15 protein-coding genes are annotated in these 17,637 nt (G+C 32.3%); 6 read left to right on the top strand and 9 right to left on the bottom strand.

Features of this window, described 5'->3' with window-relative positions; translation table 11 throughout:
• Positions 1-60: 60 nt before the first annotated feature.
• The gene (locus tag AX016_RS14050) at positions 61-1,455 is read right to left on the bottom strand and encodes a thioredoxin-like domain-containing protein (protein ID WP_100896211.1); all 1,395 of its coding nucleotides are present in this window, start codon (positions 1,453-1,455) and stop codon (positions 61-63) included.
• Positions 1,456-1,624: 169 nt separating this feature from the next.
• On the opposite strand from AX016_RS14050, the gene AX016_RS14045 reads away from it, so the two are divergent.
• Complete coding sequence (locus AX016_RS14045) at positions 1,625-3,247, top strand: ABC-F family ATP-binding cassette domain-containing protein (protein WP_100896210.1); 1,623 nt, start codon at positions 1,625-1,627, stop codon at positions 3,245-3,247.
• A gap of 122 nt (positions 3,248-3,369) precedes the next feature.
• Complete coding sequence (locus tag AX016_RS14040; RefSeq protein ID WP_100896209.1) at positions 3,370-3,924, top strand: fasciclin domain-containing protein; 555 nt, start codon at positions 3,370-3,372, stop codon at positions 3,922-3,924.
• Between the two features lie 4 nt (positions 3,925-3,928).
• On the opposite strand, the gene pheT is transcribed toward AX016_RS14040, so the two are convergent.
• Complete coding sequence (pheT, locus tag AX016_RS14035; protein WP_100896208.1) at positions 3,929-6,355, bottom strand: phenylalanine--tRNA ligase subunit beta; 2,427 nt, start codon at positions 6,353-6,355, stop codon at positions 3,929-3,931.
• A 126-nt stretch (positions 6,356-6,481) separates the two neighbouring features.
• Between pheT and AX016_RS17445 the strand changes: the two genes are divergently transcribed.
• Together AX016_RS17445 and AX016_RS17440 are read left to right on the top strand one after the other, a co-directional pair.
• Positions 6,482-7,027, top strand: coding sequence for a hypothetical protein (locus tag AX016_RS17445; protein ID WP_330400382.1), 546 nt, complete (start codon positions 6,482-6,484; stop codon positions 7,025-7,027).
• A 47-nt stretch (positions 7,028-7,074) separates the two neighbouring features.
• Complete coding sequence (locus tag AX016_RS17440) at positions 7,075-7,719, top strand: peroxiredoxin family protein (protein ID WP_330400381.1); 645 nt, start codon at positions 7,075-7,077, stop codon at positions 7,717-7,719.
• Here AX016_RS17440 and leuB read toward each other — a convergent pair.
• Complete coding sequence (gene leuB / locus AX016_RS14025; protein WP_100896207.1) at positions 7,712-8,830, bottom strand: 3-isopropylmalate dehydrogenase; 1,119 nt, start codon at positions 8,828-8,830, stop codon at positions 7,712-7,714. The genes AX016_RS17440 and leuB overlap by 8 nt on opposite strands.
• A gap of 1 nt (position 8,831) precedes the next feature.
• Positions 8,832-10,004, bottom strand: coding sequence for a 2-isopropylmalate synthase (locus tag AX016_RS14020; protein WP_100896206.1), 1,173 nt, complete (start codon positions 10,002-10,004; stop codon positions 8,832-8,834).
• Positions 10,005-10,151: 147 nt separating this feature from the next.
• Between AX016_RS14020 and AX016_RS14015 the strand changes: the two genes are divergently transcribed.
• Complete coding sequence (locus AX016_RS14015) at positions 10,152-11,696, top strand: hypothetical protein (RefSeq protein ID WP_100896205.1); 1,545 nt, start codon at positions 10,152-10,154, stop codon at positions 11,694-11,696.
• A 1-nt stretch (position 11,697) separates the two neighbouring features.
• On the opposite strand, the gene AX016_RS14010 is transcribed toward AX016_RS14015, so the two are convergent.
• Positions 11,698-12,390 (bottom strand): RluA family pseudouridine synthase, encoded by a 693-nt coding sequence (locus AX016_RS14010; protein WP_100896204.1) that lies wholly within the window; start codon positions 12,388-12,390, stop codon positions 11,698-11,700.
• 46 nt (positions 12,391-12,436) lie between these two features.
• Entirely contained in the window at positions 12,437-13,255 is an 819-nt protein-coding gene (gene panB, locus AX016_RS14005; protein ID WP_100896203.1) for a 3-methyl-2-oxobutanoate hydroxymethyltransferase, read from the bottom strand.
• A gap of 114 nt (positions 13,256-13,369) precedes the next feature.
• Here panB and AX016_RS14000 point away from each other — a divergent pair, with 114 nt between their 5' ends.
• Positions 13,370-13,822, top strand: coding sequence for a nuclear transport factor 2 family protein (locus AX016_RS14000; RefSeq protein ID WP_100896202.1), 453 nt, complete (start codon positions 13,370-13,372; stop codon positions 13,820-13,822).
• Positions 13,823-13,824: 2 nt separating this feature from the next.
• On the opposite strand, the gene AX016_RS13995 is transcribed toward AX016_RS14000, so the two are convergent.
• From AX016_RS13995 to AX016_RS13985, 3 genes are read right to left on the bottom strand one after another with little or no spacing between them, the layout of a single operon-like run.
• Entirely contained in the window at positions 13,825-14,316 is a 492-nt protein-coding gene (locus AX016_RS13995) for a hypothetical protein (protein WP_100896201.1), read from the bottom strand.
• Positions 14,317-14,324: 8 nt separating this feature from the next.
• Complete coding sequence (locus tag AX016_RS13990) at positions 14,325-16,172, bottom strand: Xaa-Pro dipeptidyl-peptidase (RefSeq protein ID WP_100896200.1); 1,848 nt, start codon at positions 16,170-16,172, stop codon at positions 14,325-14,327.
• 24 nt (positions 16,173-16,196) lie between these two features.
• Positions 16,197-17,621 carry an L-serine ammonia-lyase gene (locus AX016_RS13985; RefSeq protein ID WP_100896199.1) on the bottom strand — a complete coding sequence of 475 codons (1,425 nt, stop codon included), beginning with the start codon at positions 17,619-17,621 and terminating at the stop codon, positions 16,197-16,199.
• Positions 17,622-17,637 lie beyond the last annotated feature (16 nt).

Below are 17,637 nucleotides of genomic sequence, written 5' to 3'. Positions count from 1 at the left end.
TCCCCTAGAAGCAATTCTAGGGGATTTTTTTTGTTATATATAAGTTATGATTTTTACTCTCTAGAACTGACCATACATATTAGCAAAGCCATTAGTAATTTTACCATTTTTAGTTATTATAGCTCTGTTAAGCTTACCGTTTATTATTAAAGCATTGTTTATCTTTTTTAAATCATCTGCTCTATACTGAGTTTCTTTGGTTAAGTTGTTAGCTTTTACAATATTTTCCCAGTTTTTCTTATTTGTTCTTAAGCTTATACCAACAAAAGTGTAGTTGTTTTTGGTTTTTTCTTTTAAATCATTCACACGGTTTATGATATTTTTAAAATGAATATTATTTTCTCCCATCCAAAAGTAAAAAACTACATTTTTTTGTTCTTCGCTAATTGTTTTTAGTGTCTTTTGTTCTCCGTTAATATTCTGAACGTATATTCCTGGTAAAACTGAACCTGGTTGTAGTTTTTCTATATTAACAAATAAAGAATCTATTTCTGCTATATGTTTGTTTTTGCTAGCAATCTTATGTAGGTCTGTCATAAATGCCTTGTTGTTCTCATAAGTATCATCAGAACGTAAAAGGTAATTTAAAGCTACATTTCTTATTAGGTTGTCTTTTAAATTTTTTTCTCCAACCATACTGTCTATAAGCCTAAGCTGGTGTTCGCTAAAATGTAATTGGTTTATGTAGTAACTGCCATTTAGCTCGCAACCTTCTTTACAATTAATATAAGACATACCTCCAAAGTGTTGCTTCATAAAATTATAATATGGAGTAATGTAAGTGTAATTTGGGTTGTTGTATGTAAGATCTTTTCGATAAGCATAAAAATCTTCAGGCGGTTGCATAAGTGCCTTTTCTTTTAAAGCTCTTCTGTGTTTAAAAGGATACTTTTCTTTGTATAAATAGGTAGTGTAATCTATTCCTGTTTTAGCAATTGTTACCGCGTTATCAGATAAATTAGCATCAATCTTTAAATTATTTAATGCATTTATTTTTATACTGTGTAAGGAGTCAACTTTTTTACTAAATGCTTTAGGCTCTAAAACATATAGTTTATCTACAATGTTTAATTCTTCATTCTCATGAATCAAAAACATTTCAAGTAAAAAGTTATTTATTTCTTGACCAATACCATCAAATACCAACGACTCATCAAAATCTACCGTATTAACTCGTATTAATAGGCTATCTCCTTTTTCTAAGTATATATATTGTACTTCTTTATGCCCAAAATGATATAAACCTTCTTCAGCAGAAGAATCTAATTCAAAAGCAAACCTATTATCATTGTCTAATTTTCTAGAGCAAACTTTACGGTCATCTTTATATAAGACAACACTGTCGTTTTTGGGGTTTACAATTTCACCAGCAAAGTATATGTATGGGGAGTTTTTTTGTTTCTCACCACAACTTATTAATAAAGAAATGGAAAGAAAGAGTAAAAATTTATTCATATAGTAATAGCTAACGTTACACACAAATTTAATGAACCTTAGGGTGTACTATTGTTAATGTGTAGTTAAAAAAATTAATACAAAGATGAAATACATAGTTTATTGGTTAAAATGTATTGGTATTAGGGGTTTAAATTCACTATTTTTGCACAAATTTTAAAATAAAACTATGCTATCAGTATCTAATTTATCTGTTCAATTTGGAAAAAGAATCCTTTTTGATGATGTTAACGTAACTTTTACTCAAGGAAATTGTTATGGTATAATTGGTGCCAATGGTGCTGGTAAATCTACCTTTTTAAAAGTACTATCTGGGCAAATTGATGCCACTTCTGGACACGTACATTTAGAGGCAGGAAAAAGAATGTCTATTCTAGAGCAGAACCACAATGCTTATGATGAGTTTACAGTGCAAGAAACAGTGGTAATGGGTAATAAGCCATTATATAAAATTAAGAAAGAAATTGATGCCCTTTATGCAGATTATGATGATGCTAATGCAGACAGAATAGGGGAGTTGCAAGTTCTTTTTGAAGAAATGGATGGTTGGAATGCAGATAGTGCAGCCGCTACAATGTTGTCTAACTTGGGTATATCTGAAGAGTTTCATTTTTCTTCAATGGCAGATTTAGATTCAAAATTAAAAGTACGTGTGTTATTAGCTCAAGCTTTATTTGGTAGTCCTGATGTTTTAATTATGGATGAGCCTACTAACGACTTGGATTATGAAACCATTAATTGGTTAGAGCGCTTTTTAGCTGGTTATGATAATACTGTAATTGTAGTATCTCACGATAGACACTTTTTAGATGCTGTTTGTACTTCTATAGGTGATATAGATTTTGGTAAACTAAACTTGTATTCTGGTAACTATACGTTCTGGTATGAGAGTAGTCAACTTGCAGCAAGACAAAGGGCACAACAAAATAAGAAAGCAGAAGAAAAAGCAAAAGAACTACAAGAGTTTATTATGCGTTTTAGTGCTAACGTTGCAAAAAGTAAACAAGCAACGTCTAGAAAAAAGATGCTTTCTAAATTAAAAATTGATGATATTAAACCATCAAGTAGAAGGTATCCTGCAATTATTTTTGAAAGAGAAAGAGAAGCCGGAGATCAAATATTAAATGTAGAAAATCTTTCAGCAACCTCAGAAGATGGTGATTTACTTTTTAAAGATGTAAATATAAATTTAGCCAAAGGAGATAAGGTAGCTATAATTTCTAAAGATTCTAGAGCAAGTACTGCTTTTTATGAAATTGTAAATAATAACAAACAAGCTACTACAGGTGAATTTCAATGGGGTGTTACAACATCACAATCTTATTTGCCAGCAGATAACTCAGATTTCTTTAATAAACCAATAAACCTAGTAGATTGGTTGCGTCAATGGGCAAAAACTGAAGAAGAAAGAGAAGAAGTACACATTAGAGGCTTTTTGGGTAAAATGCTTTTTAGTGGAGAAGAAGGGTTAAAAAAATGTACAGTACTTTCCGGAGGTGAAAAAGTGCGTTGTATGTTAAGTAGAATGATGATGCTTAGAGCTAATGTTGTTATGCTAGATGAGCCTACAAACCACTTGGATTTAGAGAGTATTACTGCGTTTAACAATTCATTAAAAAACTTTAAAGGAACAGTATTGTTTACTACACATGATCATGAGTTTGCTAATACAGTTGCTAATAGAATAATAGAGTTGACGCCTAATGGAGCTATAGATAGATACTTAACTTTTGATGAGTATATGTCTGATAAGTCTATAAAAGAGCAAAGAGAAAAGCTGTACCAATCTTAATTTAAGGTTATCTTATCGATAAAATACACATTTTATAGTTGTACAGTAATGTAAAAGTTGTATATTGTCGGTGAACTTCACTGTTCACCGACAATCTTAATTATATTTACTTTTACATTCGTATGAAATTCCCCCTAATTCATCTACTACTAGCCTTAGTATCTGCAGGCTATTTATCAGCTCAAAATTCTTCTACAACTACTGCAAATCAAGGGATGAACCCCGATTTTTCCATTGTAGAGAATACACAACAATCACAAACACATAAGACTTTATTGGCAGCAATGCAAGGGTCAGATTTAGAAGACTTGTTACGTAACGATGGTCCTTTTACGGTGTTTGCACCTAATGACAAAGCTTTTAGTAAAATATCGTCAGAGAAAATAACTAAGTTGCTTAAAAGTGAAAATAAAAAAGATTTAACCTCTTTACTTACTTATCATATAATTGCAGGTAAAATATCTGCATCAAAAATTTTAAAGGCAATGTGCCAGGGTAATGGTGTTGCAACTTATACTACTATACAAGGTAAAAAAATTGTTGCTACAATGAAAGGTACAGATATTATACTTACAGATGCTTTAGGGCATTCTGCAAAAATTACAGCTGCAGATGCAGAACAGTGTAATGGTGTAATGCATCTTATAGACAGCGTAATTTTGCCAAAGCAGATTTAAGATACTATCTTAATTCTGCTCCTAACTTTTTCTCGTAGTTGTTTCTAAGCTTAGACATAATTTTATCTATTTGCTTGTCTTTTAATGTGTCTTTATCGTCAGACAGGGTAAAACTTACCGCATAAGATTTTTTACCTTCAGGAAGTTTATCTCCTGTGTACACATCAAATAAATTAACTTCTTTTAAATACTTCTTTTCTGTTTCAAAAGCTATATCATAAAGATCTTTAAAGTTAACTTTTGTATCTAGCAATAAAGCAAAATCTCTTTTTACAGTAGGGTATTTGCTAATTTCTTTAAATGCAACTGTATTTTCTGCTGCTAACTTTATAATATTATCCCAGTTAAAATCTGCAAATAATACTTCTTGTTTTATATCAAAATCTGATGTAATAGATGGTTTAATAACACCAAACTCTACAAGAGTAAGTTTTTTAGATTTTAATACTAAACCTTCTTGAAAAATATCGTTTTCAACAGGAGAAGAATTTGTTTTAAGTATTCCAAGTTTACTAAAAACAGTTTCTATATAAGATTTTAGGTAAAAGAAATCTGATTTGTTTTGTGTAGCATACCAGTTGTCATCTTCCTGTTTGCCTGTTAAGAATAAAGATAAATGCTTATTTTCTATTCTTTTGTCTAAAAATTTATGGTACGTTTTTCCAAATTCAAAAAACTTTAGATTTAGACTCTTTCTGTTTATGTTGTGTGATATTGCTTCTAAGCCGCTAAATAGCATAGACTGTCTTAATGCAGACAAGTCAGAGCTAAGAGGGTTTAGCATAACAACAGAGTTGTCATCCTTTAAGTTTTCAGAGTGTTTATTATAGTCTATAGTTGTTAAGCTATTTGCCATAATTTCATAAAAACCTTGACTAGCCAATTGGTTTCCAATTACGTTTTGTAACTTATAATCTTCAAACCTAGATGTAGAAGCTATAGATGCATTAAGTTTTGTTGTAAAGTTAATGTTGTTATAACCATAAACTCTAAGAATTTCTTCAATAACATCTACTTGTCTTTGTACATCTACACGGTAAAAAGGTATGGCAAGTCCCATTCCAGATTCCGAAACATTTTTTACTTTAATATCTAAGGATGTTAAAATAGATTTTATTGTTTCTCCTGGTATGTTTTGACCAATTAACTTGTTAATTTTTTCGTACGTTAAAAATACTTCGTGATCTTCAACTTTTTTAGGGTAAAGATCTACAATGTCTGATGTAATATCACCACCAGCAATTTCTTTAATTAATGAAGCTGCTCTGCGTAATGCATATTCTACATTTTGTATGTCTATACCTCTTTCAAATCTAAAAGAAGCATCTGTATTTAAACCGTGTCTTTTGGCACTTTTACGTACAGAAACAGGATTAAAATAAGCACTTTCTAAAAATATTGCAGTAGTATTTTCTGTTACTCCAGAGTCTTTGCCTCCAAAAATACCAGCTATACATAATGGTTTTTCTTCATCACATATCATTAGATCTTCTTCATGTAGTTCTCTTTCTACATCATCTAAGGTTGTAAATTTTGTACCAGCAGCAACAGTCTTAACTTCTATTTTGTGACCTTTAACTTTGTTAGCATCAAAAGCGTGTAATGGCTGTCCTAGCTCATGTAGTACATAGTTGGTAGCATCTACAACGTTGTTTTTAGGAGTTAACCCTATTGATCGTAACCTGTTTTTTAACCAATCAGGAGAATCTTTAACTTCTAAGTTACTTATGGTTACACCGCAATATCTAGGTGCTAAATCTTTATCTAAAACATCTACAGCAACTTTTAATGATCTATTTTCAACATTAAAATTTGTTACAGGAGGTGTAATTAATTCTTTTTTAATCTCTTGCTGAATTAATCCGGCTCTTAAATCTCTTGCAACACCAAAGTGGCTCATTGCATCTGCTCGGTTTGGTGTTAAACCAATTTCAAAAACGGTATCTAATTCTATTTCAAAAATTTCAGAACAAGGAGTTCCAGGTTTTAAGTCTTCTGCTAAAACCATAATACCATCATGACCTTTGCCTAAACCAAGTTCGTCTTCAGCACAAATCATTCCGTGGCTTTCTTCACCACGTATTTTTCCCTTTTTAATTTTCCAAGCTTCACCCTCTTCCGTGTAAAGGGTAGTGCCAATAGTAGCAACGGGTACTTTTTGTCCTTTGTCTACATTGGGAGCGCCACAAACTATTTGTACAGGAGCATCTGCGCCTATATCTACAGTAGTTAATTTTAGTTTATCTGCGTTAGGGTGTTTTACGCATGTTAATACGTGCCCAACCACAATACCTTTTAGTCCACCTTTAACACTTTCAAATTCAGAAATGCCTTCTACTTCTAAACCTAAATCTGTTAATAATTCTGCCGTTTTATCAGCTTCCCAATCAATATGTAAAAACTGTTTTAACCAGTTGTAAGATATTTTCATTCTAAAAATTTAAAGCCCCAAAGATAGGACAATGCGTAAAGACATTCAACACATATTTAAACCATTTTCCATTTTTTATTGTAAGCTTTTAGTTTATATTACGATTTTTACAAAAACCACTTTATTATGAAGAAATTAGGACTGTTAACTATTGTTTTATTTTTTGTTTATTCTTGTTCAACACCTAAAACAGAAAAATTAAAAGAAGGTAAATGGTTGGCTCAACTGCAAGTGCAAGATAATGAGGTGCTACCCTTTATTTTTGCATTAAATTATAACGATAAAAATGTAATTGCAATACAAGTTTTTAATGCAGAGGAAGTAATAGATGTAGATGAAATTAGTATAGAAAACGATTCTATAACGATTAAAATGCCGGTTTTTGAAGGGTATTTAAAAGGAAAATTTACAGCTACAGAAATTAGTGGAAGTTTTATTAAAGAAAGTTTAGATAGGGTAGTGCCGTTTAAAGCTGTTTTTAATAATGATGTAGAACGATTTAAAGTGGATAAAACTCCAAATAAAAATGTTAGTGGAGTTTGGGAGACTATTTTTAGTCCAGAAACAGAAGATAGTTACATTGCTAAAGGTGTTTTTAAACAGAATAATACTAAAGTAACAGGTACTTTTAGAACCACTACGGGTGATTATAGGTATTTAGAGGGGTTGTAGATGGCGACTCTTTAAAACTTTCTACTTTTGATGGTGCACATGCGTTTTTGTTTACTGGTAAATTAACAGATTCGGTTTTAGAAGGAACTTTTTATTCTGGTAATCATTTTAAAGAACCTTTTTTAGCAAAAAGAAACGAAAGTTATGAGCTGCCTGCAGATACCACACTTACCTATTTAAATGAAGGTTATAAAAAGTTAGATTTTTCTTTTCCTGATGTAAATAACAAGACCATTTCTTTAAGTGATAAGGTTTATCAAAATAAAGTGGTAATAGTACAAATTATGGGTACTTGGTGCCCTAATTGTTTAGATGAAACAAAGTTTTTAACTCAGTTTTTAAAAGACAATAAAAATGAAGATTTAAAAATAATTTCATTAGCTTTTGAATATGCTAAAACAAAAGAAAGTGCTTTTAATAAAATAAAGCGTTTAAAAGAAAAAATAGGAGTAGAGTATCCTATTTTATTGGCGCAATATGGTAATTCTAGCAAGCAAAAGGCACAACAGAAATTACCAATGTTAAATCATATTTTGTCTTACCCAACAACAATACTAATTGATAGAAGTGGTAATGTGCGTAAAATACACACAGGGTTTAATGGGCCTGCTACAGGAGAAAAATACACAGAATTTAAAACCGATTTTACGCAAACAATAAATAGCTTATTAAAGGAAAAATCTACTAAATAATAGTAGATTTTCCTAAGCCTATGTTTTCGTTGTTTAAGTGTAAATATTCATCTGTATCTACAATGCTGTTAGCAATATAATCGCCAACATAATCTGTTCCTAATGTGCTATCTGGATTTAGATCTGATGTAACAACATTATTAATAATAGCATTTTCTACAGCCATTTGTATGGCTTGTGCTTCTTCATTTAAACCGTGATGTTCTAGTAACATTGCGGCAGATAATATAGCGGCAATTGGATTGGCAATATCCAAGCCCGTTGCCTGCGGAAAAGAACCGTGTATAGGCTCAAACATTGCATTTTCTGCACCTACAGATGCAGAGGCAAGTAAACCAATAGAACCAGTTATAACGCTAGCTTCATCAGAAATAATATCGCCAAACATATTGTTAGTTAAAATAACATCAAACTGTGATGGATTTAATATCATTTGCATAGCAGCATTATCAACAAATAAAAAGTCTAATTCTATTTCAGGATAACTTTCACCTATTCTAGTAACTACTTTACGCCATAATCTAGAAGACTCTAATACATTTGCTTTATCTACAAGTGTTACTTTTTTTCTTCTGTTTTTTGCCGCTTTAAATGCTAAATGAGCAATTCTGCTTATTTCTTTTTCAGAATACTCACAAAGGTCAGATGCAACTGTTCCTTTTTCGTTTAATTTTTTTTCTCCAAAATAGATACCACCAGTTAATTCTCTGTAAATGGTAAAGTCTACTCCAGAAATAATTTCCTTTTTTAGCGGTGATCTGTCTATTAGGCTCTGGTATACATGTACAGGCCTAACATTACTAAACAAGCCTAACTCTTTCCTAAGTTTAAGTAAACCTTGTTCTGGGCGAACTTTAGCATTAGGATCATTATCATATTTAGGAGCGCCAATAGCACCAAATAAAACAGCATCTGAGTTTCTACAGATTTCTAAGGTTTCATCTGGCAACGGATTACCAGTTTGGTCTATAGCAGTAGCGCCAACTAAGGCAGGGGAAAAGGTGAAATGGTGGTTAAATGTAGTTTCTACAGATTGTAGACATTTAACAGCTTGTGCAAGAACCTCTGGTCCTATACCATCACCGCCAAGAAGAGCTATTTTTAAATTCATATTATACGGTTGTTTCTATTTGTATGTTACAGACACTTATTATTTCATGTATGTCTTCATCTACTACTTCTTTTTTTCTATCAGCAAAATTTAAAAACTCTGTGTAAACCACATCTAATTGTGTTTTAGTAAGTTCGTAACCAATATTTTTAGCTCTGTAAGCTAAAGCGGCTCTACCACTACGTGCAGTAAGTACTATAGAAGATTCGTTAACGCCAACATCTGCAGGGTCTATAATTTCGTAAGTCTCTCTGTTTTTAATTACGCCGTCTTGGTGTATGCCAGAACTATGTGCAAATGCATTTGCGCCAACAATTGCTTTGTTAGGTTGCACTGGCATTCCCATTTTGCTAGATACCATTAAACTAGTATCATAAAGTAGTTTACTATTAATATCTGTATCTAAATTAAGGTTTGGATGCTGTCTTAATATCATAACTACTTCTTCTAATGAAGTGTTACCAGCGCGTTCTCCAATACCGTTAATAGTACATTCTATTTGTCTTGCACCATTCATAACACCAGCAATAGAGTTTGCAGTTGCTAAACCTAAATCGTTGTGACAGTGACAAGATAAAATTGCTTTGTGAATGCCTTCTACATTTTCATATAAGTATTTCATTTTAGCACCGTATTCTTCAGGTAAACAATATCCAGTTGTATCTGGTATATTTAATACAGTTGCACCAGCTTTTACAACTTCTGTGCATACTCTTGCTAAAAATTCATTGTCTGTTCTACCTGCATCTTCTGCGTAAAACTCTACATCTTCAACAAATGTTTTTGCGTATTTTACAGCAGCCACAGCTCTTTCTATAATTTGATCCTTGTTAGAATTAAATTTGTGCTTTATGTGCGAGTCAGATGTTCCAATACCAGTATGTATTCTTGGTCTTTTAGCGTATTTTACAGCCTCTGCAGCAACTTCTATATCTTTTTTTACAGCTCTAGTTAAACCACAAACTGTTGCATTTTTAACTAATTTAGATATTTCCATTACAGAATTAAAATCTCCTGGGCTAGATATTGGGAAACCAGCTTCTATTACATCTACCCCTAATAAGTCTAAACGCTCTGCTATTATTAGCTTTTGCTTAGCGTCTAACTTACATCCTGGGACTTGCTCTCCGTCTCTTAGTGTGGTGTCAAATATTTGAACTTTATCTTTACTCATTTTATTTTATTTAATTTTGGGCTGCTATACGAATATATAGTCCTTTATTATTAATATTGAATCAGCAAAAAAACATTTACAACGTTTAAGTGCTTTTTTGAAATGTTAATCAATTGATAATCAGTTATTTAAATTCATTTTTTTACGATGACAACTCCTCATAAAGATGCCTTGTTTGTATTGGTAAAGTCACTTTCTAAGTCAGAAAAGCGACAGTTTAAATTGTATGTAGGACGCTTAGGGGTTAATACAGATGCCAAGTTTTTATCTCTTTTTAATCTTTTAGATAAAGCAAAAACCTATAGCGAAAAAGTTATTTTAGATAGTGGTATTGTAAAAAAAGCACAGCTATCTAACTTAAAAGCACACCTATATAAGCAAATTCTTGTTAGTCTTAGATTAAATCCAGTTAATCAAAATATCCGTGTTCAAATTAGAGAGCAGTTAGATTTTGCTACTATTTTATATCAAAAGGGATTATATAAACAGAGTTTAAAACTTTTAGATAAAGTAAAAGGTATAGCTATAGAAAACGAGGAAAAAAATATAGCTTATGAAATAGTAGAGTTAGAAAAAGTAATTGAAACTCAATATATAACGCGTAGTATTCCTGACAGGGCTAATGAGTTGGCTGTACAAGCTAAAGAGTTGTCTGCGCATAATGTAATGACAAGTAAGCTTAGCAACTTGTCTTTGCAGTTGTATGGTATGATGTTAAAAGTAGGGTATGTACGTAGTGATGAAGACTTAAAAAAAGTAAAAACCTACTTTAATGATCATTTGCCAATTTACAATATTGAAGATTTAGGTTTTAGAGAAAAACTATGGTTATACAAAGCATATTTATGGTATAGTTTTTTAATACAGGATTTTTTATCTTGTTACAAATACGCTAATAAATGGGTAGATCTTTTTTATGAAAATAAGGATATGATTTACTTAAATCCAGTATTCTTTTTAAAAGGTAACCATTATTTACTGGAATCTTTGTTTTACGTAAAGTATAGTACTCAATTTAAAGCTACATTAACAAAAATGGAAGCAATGATAGAGAGTAAAAGTTTTCCTAAAAATGATAATATTTCTTCGCTGGCTTTCTTGTATTTAAATTCTAACAAACTAAATCAGCACTTTTTAGAAGGTACTTTTGAAAAAGGTTTATACTTGGTACGTATTGTAGAATATGGCATTAATAAGCATAAAGACCGTATAGATGAGCATCATATAATGTTGCTTTATTACAAGTGTGCTTGTTTGTATTTTGGTGTTGGTGATAATAAATTATGTATACAGTATTTAAAGAAAATTATAAATAATAAAAACTTAAAAATGAGAGAAGATCTTATGTGTTTTTCTCGTGTTTTAAGTCTGGTTGCACATTATGAAGCAGGTATGGATTACCATTTAGAGGTACAGTTAAAAAGTACTTATAAATTCTTAATTAAGATGAATGATATGCACGCTGTACAAAAGGAGATGATAAAGTTTTTAAGAAACTTACGAGACATTTACCCAACAGATTTGCGTAACGAGTTTAAAAAATTGCATACCGAGTTAAAAAAGTATGAGAATCATCCATACGAGAAAAGAGCCTTTTTATATTTAGATATTATCTCTTGGTTAGAGAGTCATTTATACAATAAACCTGTTGGTGAAATTGTACGCGAAAAAGCTAAAAAATTAACAAGGTAAACTAAGAACAAGCATCCCAAATAGGATCTTTAGGTAAAGGAGCTATAATTTCTAAAGGCTCCTTTTTAACTGGGTGAATAAAAGATAATTTACGAGCGTGTAGATGTATGCCTCCATCAGAATTACTTCGGTTAAATCCGTATTTTAGATCGCCTTTAATAGGGCAACCAATACCAGATAATTGAGATCTAATTTGATGGTGTCTTCCGGTTTGTAAATTTATTTCTAATAGGTAATAATTGTCTAGCTTTTTAAGAATTGAGTAATCTAAAATTGCTTTTTTGCTATCTGGAACTTCCTTTATATTGGCGTAAGATTTATTTTGTTTTGTATTTCTTTTAAGCCAATTTACAAGTGTATCTTTTTGCTTTTTAGGCTGCTGTTTAACAACAGCCCAATAAGTTTTTTTAGCATCTTTTTCTGCAAAAAGTTTGTTTAAACGAGGTAGTGCCTTAGATGTTTTTGCAAAGACTACAATGCCAGTAGTTGGCCTGTCTAATCTATGTGCTACACCAAGATATACATTGCCTGGTTTGTTATATTTTTCTTTAATATAAGCTTTTACAATATCGCTTAAAGGAGCATCACCAGTTTTGTCTCCTTGTACTATATCACCAACACGTTTATTAATAGCAATAAGGTGATTGTCTTCATATAATACCTGAAGATTTTGAGGAGTAGAAACGGTTTTCATTTAAAATATATTCTAAAAAGAGCTATTGATAATTTGTATTAACTACTTAGTATTGTTCCTCTTCATTAGGGAAATCCTTAGTTTTTACGTCATCTACGTATTGCGAAATAGCAGAACCCATTTCTTCATATAAGTTCATATAACGTCTTAAAAAGCGAGGGTTAAATTCCTTTGTCATACCTAAAAGATCGTGTATAACCAATACTTGTCCGTCTACATCACCACCAGCACCAATACCAATAACTGGTATTGTTAAGCTTGCAGCTACTTCCTTGGCAAGGTTAGCAGGTATTTTTTCTAAAACAATAGCAAAGCATCCTAGTTTTTGCAACAATAAGGCATCTTCTTTAAGTTTTTTAGCTTCAGCCTCTTCTTTAGCTCTTACGGTATAAGTACCAAATTTATAGATAGATTGTGGCGTTAATCCTAAATGCCCCATAACAGGTATTCCGGCATTGAGTATACGTTTTACAGAATCTTTAATTTCTATACCACCTTCTACTTTTATAGCGTGTGCGCCACTTTCCTTCATAATACGTATTGCAGAACGTAGAGCCTCTTTAGGGTCACTTTGGTAACTACCAAAAGGAATGTCCACAACAACCAAACATCTGTTTATAGCTCGTATTACAGAAGAGGCGTGGTAAATCATCTGGTCTAACGTAATAGGTAATGTAGTCTCATGACCAGCCATTACATTACTAGCAGAATCACCAACCAAAATTACATCTACATTGGCATCGTCTATAATCTTAGCCATAGAGTAATCATAAGCAGTAAGCATAGAGATACGTTCTCCGTTTTTTTTCATATCTATGAGCGACTTTACAGTAACTCTCTTGTATTCTTTTTTGGCAACTGACATTGTAAGTTTATTTAGTTTAGATGGTCTAAAATTATGAAAAAAGATTAAGAATTATGGCGTTTATCAAACTTAAGAATGTGATATATTTTTTATAAATTGATAAAAATTAATATGATGAAAAATATTTTACTGGTATTTACAATCTTATTTAATGTTTTTGTATCTGCACAAGCTAATGAAGTTGAAGTTAAAAATACAATAAACTTGTTTTTTGATGCTTTTCATAAGCAAGATTCTATGCAATTAAAAGCGGTAGCTACTAACACTGTTATATTACAAACTATAGGGGTAGATAAAGATGGTAATACAGTTCTAAAAACAGAGAATTATTCAGATTTTATTAAAAACATTGTAAGCATACCTAAAGAAGTAAACTTTAGAGAAAAGCTAACCTCTTATAGTATCAAGGTAGATGGAGATATGGCCAATGCTTGGACAGAGTATGAATTTTGGTTAAATGGAAAATTTAGTCACTGTGGTGTAAATTCTTTTCAATTATTTAAGGATAATGGTAAGTGGAAAATTATTTATCTAATAGATACAAGACGTAAAAATGGGTGTAATTAATGTTAAGTTATTACATCATTTTCTCTTTTAAACTGTTCCTTTTGTTCTCCTTTAAGTTGTAGTTGTTTTTCTATTTTACCTTTTGTTGGCCTTAAAAATAAAAAGTAAATAATAACAGCGATAGTAATAAATAAGTAAAATAAATTACTGTTGTATAAAGCAAAAAGCAAACTAATAAAGGCAGCACCTTCTATAAAAGCATATTTGGTTAATAATGCAGATTGATAAACCTCTAGTTTCTGTTTTAAAGATTTTTTACCTAAAACGGGTTCAATTTTCTTTTTAAAAATGTAATTACCTAAAAAAATGCCTGTAATGGCAACAAGAGGAGTAATTACAATATGTATACTACTTACAGGAATACTATACGTCCATTTTTCTTGCTGAAAATATAATATTGCTGTAAATAGTATTAGTCCGCCAGAAAAAGCAATGTGCATAACAGACATTACTTTTAAAAAACCTTTAAATGTAAGCGAATTTCTATCTTCCATAATTATTATTAGTTTACCGCTTTTTTGTATGCTTCTTGTCCGCCTACAATTGGTAAAGTAATTTTTGTGTTATTAGTGTCTACAGATAATTCTGTTCCAGGTTTAGGTAAAATAGTAAATTGATTATCGCTAGAAAACACAACTAATCCTATCTGCTGTCCTGCTTTTATTATTTGGTCATCTGGCTGAAAATTAAAAGTCATAGTATAAAATTTACCAGGTTTTAAAGGCTTGCTCTCAGAAATAGATTTGTGATTTTGAGGATCTGCCCAACCACGAGTAATAATATTGTCTGTAATAACAGCACCTTCAGTTGTGTTCCAAGGTAAAGAAACTAAAGCTACAGATAAGTTTGCAGCAGGTTTACTACTTGCAAGTTTTATGGTAATAGATGCTAATCCAGATATATGAACATCATTTGTTAGTGTAGGTGTAGTAAATACTAACCTGTTTTTTGATGAAGCAGCTTGCGCTAAATCTTCCATAGCAATGTTATGGTCATCTATTAAAGTTTCTGGAGCTTGCTTTTTTGTAGGCTCTAAAACTAATTTTCCTTGTGTAGGAGCTCCGTTTTTTAAATACAGAGTAATGTCAGAAGCATTAGGATTAGGGTATGCATCATAGGGAGTAGGGTTGTCTTGAGTATCATGTTCACGAACAATCCACGCTTTTTTGTTACTTTCCACACCATTTTTTACACCGTGTAAATAACGTGTAAACCAACGGTTCATTATTTTTATTGGTGGCGGTCCGCCGTGTCCGTTTTGGTGGTAGTATATTTGTGTAGGTAAGCCTTTTTCTGTGGCAGCTTTATAAATACGGTAGCTATGTTCTGGCATAACATTCCAGTCGTTAAAGCCATGAGACATTAATAAAGCAGCTTTCATAGGAGCCATTTTATTTAGGTAGTCTCTACCAGCCCAAAAATCATTAAAATCTCCAGTTTCCCTATCCATACCATTTCTAAGCTCTGTGTCTCTAATGGTTTTATTATTGTAAGCACGTTTTTCAGGGTCTCCACTGTGTATAAAATCATACAAAACATCTATGTCTTCACCCAAGTAACCTCCAGGACTTCTAACCAAACCATTAGAACGATAATAGTGGTATGATGATGTGTTTGGTGCAATAGGTATTATAGCCTCTAAACCAGCTACACCAGTAGTTGCAGCAGCAAGCGGAATTGTCCCATTGTATGATGTTCCTGTCATACCTACTTTACCAGTAGACCAAAAAGCTTTAACCTCTTCGCTATTATCTGGAGATGCGTAGCCTTTAGCACGTCCGCAAAGCCAATCTATAACTGCTTTTGGGGCAAGAGCTTCATTTGGGCCACCAACTGTTGGCGCACCTTGCGAAAAACCTGTTCCAGGAGCAGATGTATGTACAACTATATATCCTCTAGGAACCCATTTTTGTATATGTGAGTTAGATATTATTGGGCGTTGTCCTCTACGTTTTACTTCTGGGTGAGAACGTTCTGGTGCTTTTTCTCCAAGTTCATGCTTTACATTCCAAAATAAACCTTCTTCAGCGCCAGTAGCTGTGCCTGCGTAATACGGACTAGAGCACAATATAACTGGTAGTTTTAAATCTTCAGTAGAAGTTTGCTCTGGTCTAGTAACGCTAACGTGCATGCGATCTAATTTGCCATCGCCATCAGTATCAAAAGTAGTCTCTACAAATAAATCGTGTCTTATCCATTTATCAGGATTGCTAAAACCTTCTACAATTTGTGCTTCACCATCTTTAAATACGGGGACGGTTTTTTCAGTTTGCGCAATTCCGACTACAGATACTAAAAAAAATAAAAATTTAGATACACTGTTTATCTTGCGTTGTATTGTAGTTTTCATAACAATCAATTTTTAATTTATTATTTAACAATCACTTAAAAATACACCAACAGCTAAACCGCCTGTAGATGTTTCTTTGTATTTAGAATTCATATCCTTTGCGGTTTCCCACATAGTGTTGATTACCTTGTCTATTGGGACCTTAGCGTTTGCAGGGTCAGAATCTAATGCTAATTCTGCAGCATTTATAGCTTTAATAGCTCCCATAGAGTTGCGTTCTATACACGGTACTTGTACCAAACCACCAATAGGGTCACAAGTTAAGCCTAAATGATGTTCCATAGCAATTTCTGCGGCCATTAAAACCTGTTCTGGGGTACCACCAAGTAATTCAGTTAAAGCACCAGCTGCCATTGCAGATGACACTCCAATTTCTGCTTGGCAACCGCCCATAGCAGCAGAAATAGTAGCTCCTTTTTTAAATAAACTACCAATTTCACCAGCAACTAGTAAAAACTTTTTAATGTGATTAAAATCTGCTTCGTGATTTTCTATTACCATATAATACATTAATACCGCAGGTATAACACCAGCGCTACCATTAGTTGGTGCAGTAACAACACGGCCAAGAGATGCGTTAACTTCGTTTACACTTAATGCAAAACAACTAACCCATTTTAATATTTGTCTAAATTTAACTTCAGTTTTACGTATGGTTTGTAACCATTCTTCAGGAGAGTTATAAGATAGTTCTCCTTTAAGTTTTTCGTGCATATCAAAAGCACGTCTACGTACATTTAATCCGCCAGGTAAAGTACCTTGAGTATGGCAGCCAATATGCATACACTCTAACATTGTGTCCCAGACAGCTTTTAAATCGGTATCTACTTGTTCCGGTGTACGTAATGATAGCTCGTTCTCTAAAACAATTTCAGATATTGTTTTGTTACCAGCTTTACAATGTTCTAATAGAGCAACACCAGAATTTACTGGATGCGGAAAAGTTTTAAATACTTGTATGTTTTCTTTAGCGTGTACTCTTTCTTCTTTTACAACAAAACCACCACCAATAGAGTAAAAAGTGTCTTCATAAGTACTACCATTGTCCAAAGTGGCAGAAAATTTAATACCATTTGCATGAAATGGCAAAGATGTTTTTAAAAAAACAATATGTTCTGTAATATTATATGTAATGGCATATTTGCCAAGAAGCAATAATTTGCTGGTTTCTTTTATAGTATTTATAATAGTCCCTATATTCTGCACTTGCATAGTTACGGGGTCTTCACCAGAAAGGCCTAGCATTACGGCTAAATCTGTTGCATGACCTTTACCAGTTAAGGATAAAGAACCATACAATTCTGTGTGTATAGTTTTAACACTATTTATAGAGTGAATCTCTTGTAGTTCTTGCAGAAAACGCTCTGCAGCTCTCCAAGGTCCAAGTGTGTGCGAACTAGATGGTCCCACACCAATTTTAAGCATATCAAAAACACTGATACATTCCATTTACGAAAACGTTTTA

Origin of the sequence: Cellulophaga sp. RHA19, from assembly GCF_002813425.1 — a bacterium.
In the GTDB taxonomy this organism is placed as follows: domain Bacteria; phylum Bacteroidota; class Bacteroidia; order Flavobacteriales; family Flavobacteriaceae; genus Cellulophaga.
Note: the sequence above shows the minus strand (reverse complement) of the source record. Positions and strands in the feature narration are given on the sequence as shown.